The following is a 12,048-nucleotide window of genomic DNA, read 5'->3' on the forward strand; positions in this document are numbered from 1 at the left end:
GGCCTGATCACGTGTGCGGTTTACGACGTCAGCGGCTGAGACCAAGGCCGCCGAGAAGGGTTCCGCCACCGAGAACGCCGAGCAGGCCGGACGAACCGGAGGCGCCCGAGGAACCGGAGCTACCCGACGAACCGGAGCTACCCGAGGAGCCGGACGAACCGGAGGCGCCCGAGGAACCGGAGCTACCCGACGAGCCCGAGGAGCCAGAAGAGCCCGAGCTACCCGAGCTACCCGAGGAGCCCGAGGAACCGGAGGAGCCCGACGAGCCGGAGGTACCCGAAGAACCGGAGGTGTTGTTGTCGTCACCGTCGCCGAAGATCAGCCTGCGGATGTTCAGGTCGACAATCGGCCGGAACTCGTTGTTCTGGTTGCAGAAGCCGTTCAGTACCGCGCCACAACTGCGACTGACCTCCTGCGCCTGGGAATTGTTGAAGGCGTCACCGTGCTGGTCCGCCACGGCGACCTGACCGAACGCCGAAGCACCAGCGATCGACACCACGACCAGCAACGACTGCAGAACACGCTTCATCGCGCCACCTCTCCTCGGGTTTGACGGCGACCGGACTGGCTGCCGCAGCCGCCCCAACGACGAGATCCGGCCAAGGTCACGGAGGTGAGCCCCCGCGATGGGCCAGGCCGGTGACGGGGCGACCGTGGCGGCATCCGTCCGGGGAAGTCCGCACGCCCGCTTGACCGCCTGTCGCGCAGCCCTCTTATCGGAAAGTCATATATTTTGCGTACGTGACCCTTTCTGTACGCAAAGTAGCGGCAGTGACCGCGCTCGGTGCCGCCCTCGCGGGATGCGGGGGCGGCGGCGCGGGCGCTCCCCAGGGCGGCGGCCAGGCCCGCCTGGGCTCCACCCCCGCGCCTCCCTCCGCCTCGGCCTCGGCCTCCGCCTCCGCGCCGGTGGCCCCGCAGCCCGGCGCACCGGGCAGGGCGCCGACGATGGCCCCCGGACCGAACGGCCTGACCCCCGTCTTCGAGCGGGCCCGGCAGCGGACCGACAAGACGGTGGCGCTGACCTTCGACGCCGACATGACCTCCGACCAGGGGCCGCGCGCCGCCTCGGGGGAACGTTTCGACAACCCCGGGCTGATCTCCGCCCTGCGCGGGCTCCAGGTGCCCTCGACCGTCTTCATGACGGGCCGCTGGGCCGAGGAGTACCCGGACCAGGCCAAGGCCATCGGCACCGACCCGAACTTCGAGATCGCCAACCACTCGTACAGCCACCACGCCTTCAAGTCCCCCTGCTACGGACTGCCCGCGCTGGACGGCGACGCCGCCCGCGCCGACGTGGAGCAGGCCTTCGCGGCCTTCAGGACGGCGGGCGCCGTCAACACCGTCCCGTACTTCCGCTTCCCCGGCGGCTGCTACGACGACCAGGCGCTGCGGGCTCTGTCCGCCGCCAAGGTCACCGCCGTGCAGTGGGACGTGGTCAGCGGGGACGCCTTCGCGAAGGACCCGGACGCGGTGGCCGAACAGGTCCTGGCCGGGGTCAAGCCGGGATCGGTGGTGGTCATGCACTGCACGCGCAGCGCCGCCCCGGTCACCGAGGAGGCCGTGCGGAAGATCGTCCCCGAGCTCCGAAAGCGCGGGTTCCGCTTCGTCAAGGTGTCCGAGCTGATCGGGAAGTAGGGACGCGGCACCCGGGGCCGGGTCAGCCGGAGCAGGCGGTGCGCTGCGCGTCCTGCCATTCGCACACCGGGCACAGCACCACGCCCGGTGTCGCGACCCCGTACTCGGTGGGCTTCCCGCACTCCACGCAGTCGGCGTAGGGCGGCCCGGGCACCCGGCCGGCGGGCGCGGCCGGGGCGGGGCAGTACGACGCGGTCTCTTCCGGCTGGTCCATGCCCCCGAGCGTACTCAGCCCCGGCGCTCGCTGACGAGACAGGCGGCCGCGCCCGCGCAGCCGGCCAGCAGCACGGCCCCCGCCAGCGCCCCGGCGAGGGCCACCCCGCCGGGGTCGTGCCCCTTGAGGTCGCCGGTGAGCAGGGCGAAGCCGGCCCCCGCGGTCCCGGCGAGCAGCGCCCCGGCGAGGGCGGTCAGCAGGGCTGCCGCGTGCACGCGGGTCGCTCCGGCCGCGGCGGCGGCGCAGGCCCGGGCCGCCGGGGGTTCGGCGGTGACGCAGATCCGCACCAGCCAGGCCGTCTGCGGGACCAGCCCGGCGGCGGCGTAGCCGAGGGAGTCCAGGGCCGGGTCGCCGGGGCGCACTCCGACCGCGACGAAGCCCGCGTAGACGACGAGCGGGGCGATCCAGTGCTGGGAGCGCAGCAGGAGCGCGCCCTGGTAGCGGAGCAGGGCGGCCAGGACGGTCACGGCAGTTCCTCCACGGCGCGGACGTGCCAGGGCGGGCGGGAGGTGAGCAGCGCGCGCAGTGCGGCGTCGGAGCGCGAGGCGGGCACGGTCAGCAGGAGCCCGCCGCCGGGGGCGGGTGCGCCGTCCAGGCCCGGCGGCGGTTCGGCGCCGGGCGGCCCGGTCGCGTGGATGCGTACGGAGGCCTCCCGGGCCCCGCTCACCTCGGTGAGCGTGCCGCCGTCCAGCCGGTGGTGGGCGTCGGGCAGCCCGGCGAGCCGTCCCGGGTCGTGGTCGACGAAGACCACCGTGGCCCCGGCGGCGGTGCGTTCGGCGACGGCGCGGTCCAGTTCGGTGCGGGCGGACGCGTCCAGCCCGGTCCACGCCTCGTCGAGGACGAGCAGCTCCGGTGCGGCGAGCAGGGCTTGGGCGACGGCCACCTTCTGGCTGGTCCCCTTGGACAGTTCGGCCATCGGGGTGCGGGCGTGGGCGGCGGCGCCGAAGCGCTCGAGTGCGGCCTCCGCGCGGCGGGCGGCCTCGGCTCCGGTGAGGCCGTGCACCCGGCCCAGGTGGGTCAGGTAGGAGGCGGCGGTGAGCGGCAGGGCCGCCGGGAAGCGTTCGGGGACGTAGGCGGCGCGGGCGGCCGCCGACCAGGCCCTGGGTGGGGGTGGCTAGTGCTGTGGCCGGAAAGGTTTGCCGGGTCGCGGTGTCCGGTGCGGTGCCTCGCAAGGCGGAGGGCCACCGCTTGTACTGGACGTACTCGGGTGGTCCGACAACGCGGCGAGGTGCCGTGCCGGGCGCCGTGACACGGTGAACCTTTCCGGTCACAGCACTAGGCCGGCGAGGATCCGCAGCAGGGTGGACTTGCCGCCGCCGTTGGCGCCCTCGATCCGGACGAGGGCGCCAGGCGCCAGCTCCGCCGAGATCCCGCGCAGCACCCAGGGCCGGCGCCACCCGTGGCGGTGCCAGACCCCGGTCAGGGTCAGCGCGTTCAGTGCGCCGCCGCCGTCTCGGTCACCTCGCTGGGCCGGACGATGACGAAGCCCTCGCCGCTCAGCTTGAGCTGGACGGCCTCGCCGGAGCCGCCGCGGATCATCGAGCCGACCGACTGGGAGCGGTGCAGTCCGGTGTCCAGGGAGGCGCTCCAGCCGACCACCGCGTCCGTGTCCACGTAGACGGGGGCCTGCGGGCTGACCGGGATGATGACCGGGCTGGCGTCGCAGACGATCGCGAGCTTGCCGGTGCCGGTGAAGAGGCTGTTGAAGAGGCCGCCGCCGGTCATGCCGGCGCCCTTCACCATCTTGATCTCGTAGGACAGGCTCGGGTCGAAGCACAGGACGTTGCGGCCGTTGACGGTCAGGGCGTCGCCGGTCTCGAAGTCCACGACGAAGCAGTGGCCGCCCTGGTGCGCGAACCAGGCCTCGCCCTGCCCGCGTACGGACATCAGCGCGAGCCCCTCGCCGGTGACGGCCCGCTTGAGCATGCCGCCTATGCCCTGGCCCTTGCGCTCGAACTGGAGGTTGCCCCGGAAGGCGATCATCGAGCCCTGGCGGGCGAACATCTCACCGTTGACGGCGTACTTGACGGACTTGGCGTTCTGGAGGGTCATGCCCGGTGCGGCGGACGGCTGGGCCAGGTTCTCGGACGAGAAAAGATCGCTTATCACTGCGCTTTGACCTTGTCTCTTTAGACGGTAGAAGAGGAGTGCAACTAGCTTTCTATTCACTCTACTTGAGTGCGTCTCATTGCCTATGGTGTAGGCATGTTGCTGACCTACTTCACCCGGGACGGCTGGGAGTCCTGGGACCTGGGCCGGGAGCCCCTCATTCGCCAGGACATGCCGGTCCTGATTGATGACGACCTACGATTCGAGGACGAGCACGGCCCCCGCCCCACCGTCGCGGTGAACGCCTGGCTCCGCGAACTCCCCATCAGCGGGGTGCCGGCCGCGAAGTCCTGGCGCTCGTACGCGCAGGCCATGCGATCTTGGCTGGAGTTCCTGGCCTCCCGCTCCATGCATCCCTTCGCGGAGCGCGCAGACCTGCGGGCCGCACTGGGCGCCTTCGCGGAGTACCGGCTGGCCGGCCCAGTCGAAGCCCGATGGGACGGCGCCACCTGGAACCACCGCGTCAACGTGATGTCCCGCTTCTACTCCTGGGCCGTCGACAACGACCACTGCACGAAGGTCCCGTTCACGTACGCCATGGGCACCCGCTACAGCAGGGAGGCCGGCGCGATAGAGGCACGCCGCAACACCGCCACCGTCCGCCGCGCGAAGCCCCACGTGACGATGAAGTACTTGGAGCCGGAGTTCCGGGACACCTTCCTCCGGGCCCTGGCCGGGTTGGACCCGGACGGCGTCCCGGACGACTCCTTCCGCGGCCGAGAACTGGCCCGTAACGCCGCCGTGGGCGGCCTGGTCACAGCCACCGGCCTGCGCGCACAGGAGTTCACCTACCTGCTGACCTACGAACTTCCCTCCCTGCCCGCACGACGGACCCCGGTCCCGGTCTGGTTCCCGCTTGCCGAATCCACGACCAAGGGACAAAAGGCACGCGCCACCTGGACCAGCCACCGGGCCCTGGCCGATGTCCACCAGTACGTCGAGCTGGACCGGGACGCCGCCGTGACCCGCGGCCCCTACCGGCCTCCGGCCCGCCTCGGGTCGCCGCTGTTCATCGAAGCACCCGACCACGAAGGCGCCCGGATCAACGACCACCGCACCCGGTGGCGGCACCTCTCACCGGCCGAACGCCTCCGCCTGGTCAACCCCGACGGCACGTCACCAATGGTCGCTGTGCAGTCCACCGGCCGCCCCTTCGTGGACTGGGACACCGTCCTCCGGCGCACCTCCCAGCGCATCCGGGAACGCTACGAACTCCGATTCCCCACGGTCCACGCCCACACGCTCCGCCACACCTTCGCGATGGAGACCCTGGAGGCCCTGGTCCAGGGCTACTACCAGCGGGCCGCCGCGCTGATCACCGAAACCGGCGGAGACGGCGGCCTGGCCCTCTACCTCACGAAGACGGACCCGCTGATGATCCTTCGGGATCTCCTCGGCCACTCCTCCGTCACGACCACGGAAATCTACCTCCGGCGCCTGGACGTCCAGCGGATCTACCGCGACGCCTACGCCGCCGCCGGGCGCACGAACCATGACGCCGAGGCAGAGGCTGCCGCAGAGTTCGGAGAGGACACCTGATGCCCGCCTCCCTGCACCACGACCCCGTGCGGGTCGAATTCGTCTTTCCCGACGGGACCCGATACACGACACGCTTCGACGGGACCGCGAACGACCAGCTGGCCGCCGAGCTGGCCGCCGCCTTCCCCGCCCTGGTCCACCCCCACGGAAGGATCGGCACCCGGAAGACGGCACTGCACTACGCCTCCTACCTCCGGGGCATGGTCCGTTGGCTGGCGGCGGAAGGTTTCACGGGCGGCCTGTCCCAGCTGACCCGCCCCCTTCTGTTCCGGTTCTGGATGGCTGTCACCGTCCAACACGCAGACCTGTCCCGCTCCCTGCTCCGCGCCGCCCACCAGGTCAGCGGCACCCTGCCGCCGGATGTCGTCCCGTACCTGGATGGGAAGCTGATCAAGGCCCGCCGTCGGCCGGATCCTCTCCCCCCGTACACGGAGGGAGAGTGGCAGCGCATCACCGAAGCCCTGCAGCAAGTGGTCGAAGAGAGCTGGGCCGACCACCGCCGGGCCCTGGCCGAGGCCGCTGGAGGCGAGGATCCGCGAGTGGCCGGCCTCACCCCGCCCAACATCGCCCGGGAACTCCTCCAGCACGGGCCCATGTCCAGCAAAGCGTTCGCCGCGCACATCGGATGGCACCGGCACCGGGTTGATGCGGCCAAGACGCTGCCCCCCCTACGAGAGGCCCTGTATCCGGCGGCCGCCACCGCCGCCGCGTACCGCCTTCTCCTCGGCGTCTACAGCGGGGTGGTACCAGACGGCCTGTCCGGCCTTGGAATCAGTGACGTGACGTGGGCCGGAGACTCCTCCATTCTCCTGGACTACGTGAAGGGCCGGCGCGGTCCGGAGTCGGTCAAGCTCACCGGCCGAGCGGTCCGCCTGATCGAACGATGGCTGGAACACTCGGCCCTCCTGCGCAAGCACGCCCGCCCCGAAGTCCGCGACGAACTCTGGCTCCGGCTCCGGGCGAATCGCTTCAAGGCCGAGTCAGGCGGCCACGGGTACGTCGTCAGCGGACCCGACCCGGACGGGACCAACCTGCGGGCCAAGGACACCGGGCTGGTGGCCCGCATGGGGCTGTTGGACGACACCGGAAAGCCGTTGCAGCTTCACCCGTCACGTATCCGGACAACCTACTTGAACACCCTGAGCCGCAAGGGATGGACGGGGAATACGGCCATCGACCCCAACCACTCCGCCGCCGTGGAGGGGGACCGATACCTGACCGCGCAGACCCCGGCTCAGATGGACGCAGTAGAAGCGATCATCGAGGAGAGCCAGGCGGACATCCTCCGGCGTGCCCTCCCCCCAACGGTTCTCACCCAGGAAGCGGCCGCCCGCGCGGCCGCCGACCTCCCCGCGGAGGCGGCCCGGCTCGGCCTGACTGACGGTGCCCTGTCCGAACTCCTGACCGGGGAACGCGACGTGTTCACCGCGTCGTGCAAAGACCCCCTGTCCGGCCTCCACGGGCCCGCAGGAAAGCCCTGTCCGGCCCGGCCATGGGTGTGCCTCCTGTGCCCTCTCGCCGTGTTCATGCCCCGCCACGCGGCCAACCTGCTGCGGCTCCGCGCGTTCTTCGCCCGGCAGTACCGGCAGATGACCACCGCCGAATTCGTCGCGGTGTTCGGCCCGTACGCCGACCACCTGGACCGGGAGGTCCTGCCCGCGTTTCCGCCCGCCGTGCTGGAGGCCGCGGCGGCCGCCGTGGCCGACACCGACGACCAGATTCCCGTCCGCCCCGAGGAGATGACCGTATGACGACGCCCAGCATTCTTGCGGCCGCCGGCCGCCGGTCCCCGTTCTCAGGACTGGACGTCTGTACGGTTGCCCAGCTGGAGATGCCACCCGGGAACCGCGGCCCCCTGTTCGATGACGACCTATGGGATATGACGGGACTGGCCCGGGCCCCGAAGTCACTCACCCCCACCGCCCTGCGCTGGGACTTCCGCCGGATCGTGAACCCGGCGTGGAGGACCGTAGCGAAGGAGATGATCCTGGCCCTCCTGGCACCGCAGGATGAGCACGTGGCCGTGCTGCCGCACGCGTTCCGCAAGCCCAAAGCGGTCAGCGCGGTGTACGGGCAGATCAGCAGTATGGCCCTCTGGTTGAACTGGCTTCATACGGAAGGCGTCCGCACCCTGGCTGACGTCGACCAAAACCTTTGCGACCATTACATGGCCTTCGCCTCCCGCAGCACCAGGCACGGCAGGACCGTCCAGCCCTCCACGCTCTTGAACCTTCTCCTGCCTGTGCAGTACCTGGCCTTCTACAGCGGTCTGTTCACCCACGACGCCTACGCCACCGGATTCACCCCCTGGGCGGGCCGGTCCGTATTCGAGGTGGCCGGCGCGAAGAAGCAGGCTGGGAACCTCTCCGGGCCGGTCCCGGACCACGTCTTCCAGCCGATGATGGCGGCCGCCCTGTGGGTGGTCGAAACCCTCGGCCCCTACGTCGCGGAGGAGATCGAGCGCGCGCAGGCCCGGAAGGAGTCCCGCCCCACCATCGGCATCCGGTACTCCCTCTCCAAGCGGGATAGGGACAGGTTCGCGGAGCACCTGAATGCGTGCGTGCGTGACGGTGTGCCGCTTCCCCAGCTGGACAGGGGGTCGATCACTCAGCGGGTCCGGAGCGGGGTCTGGTCGCTTTCGGACCCGCTTCTGGAAGTAAACCTGGACCAGCTGGGGAGGGATGCCGGGGTCAGCAAAGAGATTCAGATCGGGCCCCTGGAGGTGCTCCGCCCGCTGATCGAAGAGGCCGCGGCGAAGGTAGGCGTGGCGGCCGTCCACGGTCGCGGTGCCGCCCTGGTCCAGCGGGCGGACGGGAACGGCGCGGCGCCGTGGACGCTGCCACTCGACTACCGGCAACTTCGAACCCTCGGCAGTCTCGTACAGGGGGCCTGCCTGGTCGTCACGGCGGCCCTTAGCGGGATGCGGGCCAGTGAGCTGGCAGAGCTGTCCACGGACTCATGTCTCCCGCCCACCCCCGCGTACAGCGGCGCCATGCGCTACCGGCTGGCGTCCCGACTGATCAAGGGCCAGGAGTTCGGCGGCGTCCCGGAGGAGTGGGTGGTGATCGAAGAAGCCTGGCGGGCTGTCGGCCTGGCCGCACGGATCGCCCAGCGGGACGGATCCTTGAACGGGGCCCTGTTCGGCAGGAAGAGGTCAGCCTCGGCCGACATCTACATTCAGTTCCGGACCTGGGTCAACGGCCCCGAAGGCGGCCGCCTCGGACTGGCACCGATCCCGGACGGCCCCGTGAACGCACGGAACCTCCGCCGCACGCTGGCCATGGCGCTGGCCAACCGGCCCGGCGGCCTGATCGCCGCGAAAATCCACCTTAAGCATGTGCACGTGGCCACCACCGAGGGCTACGCGCACCGTCCCGGCGGCGCACAAGGCATCTTCCTGGCCGAGGTCGGGGAGGAGGAGGCGAAGCACCACCTGGAGCTGACCGCCACCGCGTTCCGGGAGTTCCAGGCCGGCATCATGCCGTCCGGCCCCGGGGCCCGGGACGTGATCGCCGCGTTCACGCACGTGGACGCCGCCCTGGCCGATCACCAGGCCGGGGGACCCAAGGTGATGGGGTCGGACCGGCAGCTGGTCAACCTCCTGCGAAGCCAGTCCCAGTTCCTCCACGCCGGCGCCGCGAACTACTGCTGGTTCAAGGACCCCCATAAGGCCCTGTGCTTGAAGATCGCCGGGGCTTCGGTCACCACGGACTCCAAGCCTATGGCGGGGATGTGCGACTCCGCACGGTGCCCGCAGGCCACCCACCACCCGGTCCACCGGCAGGTGTGGGCCGACAACGCCGAGAGGACGCGCGTGTTCCTCGGCTCCATCCCCCGGGGCCACAAGGCCGAACGGGACCGTGTCCGGGCCGACCTGGACAGGTCGCTCCGGGTACTGGACGAAATCGACGCCGCCGGGACCGGCCCGGCACAGGAAGGAGACTGACGTGGCCCGGATCTCCGAGGAGACGAAGCAGCACAACGAGGGAGCGATCCGGGCCGCGATGGACCGGCTACTCCGGGGTGAACTCCCGCGCGGCGGCCGGTGCGACTTGAAGACCCTGGCCGCCGAGGCCGGCGTGACCCGCACCGGCTTCTACCCTAAGAAGGACCGGGCCGGGAACGAGCGGCCCGGCCCGTACCAGCACCTGGCGGAGGAGTTTGAGCGGCGCGTGAAGGCCGCGCAGGAGACCGGGGAGATCATCGACCCTCGGGACGCCCAGATAGAGCGTCTGAAGGCCGAAAATGCTGGTCTGCGGGAGCGGCTGGCGGCCAACCGGGACACCATCGCGGAACTGACGGTGTTCCGCACGGTGGCCGTGTCGCAGCTGGCCGCGCAGTACGAGGAAATCGAGCGGCTCCGTAAGGCCCTGGACGGCGCCGGGAACGTCCGCACGTTGCCGCTGAGCGGCCGTACCGGTCCCGCGTAGCCTGGAGTGGCACAACGACCCTCCCACGTCAGCAGAAGGGGCCCCACCAGGTCTGTGGTTCTGGTGGGGGCCCCTTCGCGTACCCGGGCGGTCAGGCCGCGCCGGGCTGCTGCGCGAGGATCTCCCGGACCCGGGCGCCGGTCTCGGGATACTTCGCCGCGGTGCGGGCAGAGTGGGCACGGCCCCGCTGGACCGAGGCCCACAGGCGGGCCCGCTGCCGGGGCGGGAGGTCGGGGCGGGAGTCGGCGGGGACGGCGGTCAGATCCGGCGGGGCTCGATGATCACTTCGGGTGAAGACGACCGTACGACGCTGGCCGGGGGAACGATGGTGCTACCCATGCAGACGCTCGCGGCGATGGTCGAATGCCGGCCCACGGCAATGCCGGGGCCGAGGGTGATCATGCTGCCGGTCTGGACGTGGTCGCCGATCAGGCCGCCGAACTGGGACGTGGTGCACCGGTAGGGCGGTTCGTCGCCGGGGCCGTGCAGGGCGATCTCCTTGACGGGTACGCGCATGTCGTAGTTCCACAAGCTGATCGCCGCGATCACGAGGTTCGCGGACAGGTGGGCGTCGGTCCCGATGATGGAGTGCCCGACGCCCACCTGGTGGCCGAGAACGGTGTTCTCCCCCAAGAAGGAGTGGGTCACTTCGCACCCGAAGCCCACCGACACGCCGGCGGCGAGGACGGACCGCTTGCGGACGGTCGAGAACTCGTGGACGCGGACCCCCGGCCCGATGATGACGTCTTCGCCGATGATCGCGGTGGGGTGGATCTGCGCGGTGGGGTGGATCCGCTCGGGCACAACCTGTAGGGCGTCGTCGTGGAGGGCGTCCCAGCGGGTGAGGAAGTCGGACAGCTCGAACTCGCCGATCTTGGCGTATCCGGTGGCGTCCAGGCCGGACGCGGCCGGGGGGCGGACGTAGTCACCGATACGGATGGACTCGGGCACCTGGCTTGCTCCTGGTCGTCGTCGGGGCGGGAGGTTCAGGCGGCTTCGGCGGCCTCACGGCGCAGGAAGTCGGGCAGGGCGGCGGGGGTGTTGTCGAGCCAGGCGACGTAGCGGGCCACGCCCTCGGCCACCGTGATCCGGGGCTCCCAGTCCAGGGCGGCGGTCACGCGGGCCGTGCCGGCCGTCCCGCCGAGCGGGTCGCCCTCGGGCAGCGGCCGGTCCTGGAACTCGGCTTCGGGGTAGTGGCGGCGGATGAGGTGAGCCACGTCGGCGATGGACGTGGCCTGGCCGGTGCCGACGTTCAGGATCTGCCGGTCGGCGCCGGGGGCGAGCATGGCCCTGATGGTGGCTTCGGCGATGTCTTCGACGTGGACGAAGTCGCGGACCTGCCGGCCGCCGCCGTTCAGGTGCAGAGGGAGGCCGAGCTTCGCGCGCATCGCCATCCAGGCGACCACCCAGGAGTGCGATCCCTCCTTGACGGTCTGGGGCTCGCCGTAGACGGAGAAGTACCGGACCGAGGTGTGGGAGACGTTGGCCTTGCCCAGCACCAGCGCGGTCTGCGCCTCACCCCACGCCTTCGTGTTCGCGTAGACCGAGAGCGGGGCCAGGGGCCGGTCCTCGTGCCAGGTCTGCACGTCGTGGCGCTTGGGGTCGCCGTTGCCGTAGACGGCCGCCGAGGAGACGAACACGAACCGGCGTACGCGGGCGTTGCAGCGGCGGACCGCGTCCAGGAGGACCTGCGTGCCGGTGACGTTGGTCTGGATCGCGACCATGGGATTGCGGGTGCAGGCGGCCACATCGGCGACGGCCGCGGCATGGATCACGTAGTCCGCTTCCCGGACGACGTGGTCCATCAGGGTCGCGTCCGCAATGTCGCCCACGATGGTGTCCCGGTCGGTGGCGTGCACGCCGAACAGGTCGGCGTAGACGGCGGCGGGGTAGGCGTCGAGCTTGCCCACGGCGATCACGCGGGCCCCGGCCGCGCGAAGTCGGGCGGTGATGCGGGAGCCGACCAGGCCCCCGCCCCCGGTGACCACCACGGTTGAGTCGGCGAGGGCGGCGGACAGGTCGGCGTCGGTCAACGTCACGGTGGTCTCCTCGGATTCGGCGGAAGGGGGCGACGGGGAGGTTGCGACCGGACCGGCTTGGGACCGCCTTCCCGCCACCCCG

11 protein-coding genes and 2 pseudogenes are annotated in these 12,048 nt (G+C 71.0%); 5 read left to right on the forward strand and 8 right to left on the reverse strand.

What is annotated here, in order from left to right; translation table 11 throughout:
- Positions 1-28: 28 nt before the first annotated feature.
- Complete coding sequence (locus tag OOK31_RS07415) at positions 29-529, reverse strand: hypothetical protein (protein ID WP_267011527.1); 501 nt, start codon at positions 527-529, stop codon at positions 29-31.
- A gap of 212 nt (positions 530-741) precedes the next feature.
- Between OOK31_RS07415 and OOK31_RS07420 the strand changes: the two genes are divergently transcribed.
- Positions 742-1,635 carry a polysaccharide deacetylase family protein gene (locus OOK31_RS07420; RefSeq protein WP_267011528.1) on the forward strand — a complete coding sequence of 298 codons (894 nt, stop codon included), beginning with the start codon at positions 742-744 and terminating at the stop codon, positions 1,633-1,635.
- Positions 1,636-1,657: 22 nt separating this feature from the next.
- On the opposite strand, the gene OOK31_RS07425 is transcribed toward OOK31_RS07420, so the two are convergent.
- The 5 genes and pseudogenes from OOK31_RS07425 to OOK31_RS07445 all read right to left on the reverse strand — a co-directional run bounded on the left by OOK31_RS07425 (position 1,658) and on the right by OOK31_RS07445 (position 3,958).
- On the reverse strand, positions 1,658-1,849 hold the full coding sequence (locus tag OOK31_RS07425; RefSeq protein ID WP_267011529.1) for a hypothetical protein: 192 nt from the start codon (positions 1,847-1,849) through the stop codon (positions 1,658-1,660).
- A gap of 14 nt (positions 1,850-1,863) precedes the next feature.
- The gene (locus OOK31_RS07430) at positions 1,864-2,316 is read right to left on the reverse strand and encodes a hypothetical protein (protein ID WP_267011530.1); all 453 of its coding nucleotides are present in this window, start codon (positions 2,314-2,316) and stop codon (positions 1,864-1,866) included.
- Positions 2,313-2,958, reverse strand: a pseudogene (locus OOK31_RS07435) (ATP-binding cassette domain-containing protein); the annotation flags it as partial. The pseudogene OOK31_RS07435 and the gene OOK31_RS07430, both read right to left, overlap by 4 nt.
- A gap of 167 nt (positions 2,959-3,125) precedes the next feature.
- Positions 3,126-3,278, reverse strand: a pseudogene (locus OOK31_RS07440) (ATP-binding cassette domain-containing protein); the annotation flags it as partial.
- 5 nt (positions 3,279-3,283) lie between these two features.
- The gene (locus OOK31_RS07445; protein WP_267011531.1) at positions 3,284-3,958 is read right to left on the reverse strand and encodes an AIM24 family protein; all 675 of its coding nucleotides are present in this window, start codon (positions 3,956-3,958) and stop codon (positions 3,284-3,286) included.
- Between the two features lie 96 nt (positions 3,959-4,054).
- Here OOK31_RS07445 and OOK31_RS07450 point away from each other — a divergent pair, with 96 nt between their 5' ends.
- The 4 genes from OOK31_RS07450 (at position 4,055) to OOK31_RS07465 (ending at position 9,927) form a co-directional block, all read left to right on the forward strand.
- Positions 4,055-5,497: a site-specific integrase gene (locus tag OOK31_RS07450; RefSeq protein WP_267011532.1), complete on the forward strand. Its 1,443-nt coding sequence runs from the start codon at positions 4,055-4,057 to the stop codon at positions 5,495-5,497.
- Positions 5,497-7,248 (forward strand): hypothetical protein, encoded by a 1,752-nt coding sequence (locus OOK31_RS07455; RefSeq protein ID WP_267011533.1) that lies wholly within the window; start codon positions 5,497-5,499, stop codon positions 7,246-7,248. Before OOK31_RS07450 ends, OOK31_RS07455 begins: the two co-directional genes overlap by 1 nt.
- Before the next feature lie 128 nt (positions 7,249-7,376).
- On the forward strand, positions 7,377-9,443 hold the full coding sequence (locus OOK31_RS07460; RefSeq protein WP_267011534.1) for a hypothetical protein: 2,067 nt from the start codon (positions 7,377-7,379) through the stop codon (positions 9,441-9,443).
- Position 9,444: 1 nt separating this feature from the next.
- A complete protein-coding gene (locus tag OOK31_RS07465; protein WP_267011535.1) occupies positions 9,445-9,927 on the forward strand; it encodes a hypothetical protein in 483 nt (160 codons plus the stop codon).
- Positions 9,928-10,185: 258 nt separating this feature from the next.
- Here OOK31_RS07465 and OOK31_RS07470 read toward each other — a convergent pair whose 3' ends face one another.
- The gene (locus OOK31_RS07470; protein ID WP_267011536.1) at positions 10,186-10,878 is read right to left on the reverse strand and encodes a transferase; all 693 of its coding nucleotides are present in this window, start codon (positions 10,876-10,878) and stop codon (positions 10,186-10,188) included.
- Positions 10,879-10,913: 35 nt separating this feature from the next.
- Positions 10,914-11,966, reverse strand: a complete 1,053-nt coding sequence (locus OOK31_RS07475; RefSeq protein WP_267011537.1) for an NAD(P)-dependent oxidoreductase — start codon at positions 11,964-11,966, stop codon at positions 10,914-10,916.
- Positions 11,967-12,048 lie beyond the last annotated feature (82 nt).

The organism is Streptomyces sp. NBC_00249, assembly GCF_026342355.1.
Taxonomy (GTDB): Bacteria; Actinomycetota; Actinomycetes; order Streptomycetales; family Streptomycetaceae; genus Streptomyces.

What these genes read in the sequence shown, in the direction of transcription:
- OOK31_RS07415 (WP_267011527.1), bottom strand. Translation starts at nt 529, where the DNA reads ATGAAGCGTGTTCTGCAGTCGTTGCTGGTCGTGGTGTCGATCGCTGGT.
- OOK31_RS07425 (WP_267011529.1), bottom strand. Translation starts at nt 1,849, where the DNA reads ATGGACCAGCCGGAAGAGACCGCGTCGTACTGCCCCGCCCCGGCCGCG.
- OOK31_RS07450 (WP_267011532.1), top strand. Translation starts at nt 4,055, where the DNA reads ATGTTGCTGACCTACTTCACCCGGGACGGCTGGGAGTCCTGGGACCTG.
- OOK31_RS07455 (WP_267011533.1), top strand. Translation starts at nt 5,497, where the DNA reads ATGCCCGCCTCCCTGCACCACGACCCCGTGCGGGTCGAATTCGTCTTT.
- OOK31_RS07460 (WP_267011534.1), top strand. Translation starts at nt 7,377, where the DNA reads ATGACGGGACTGGCCCGGGCCCCGAAGTCACTCACCCCCACCGCCCTG.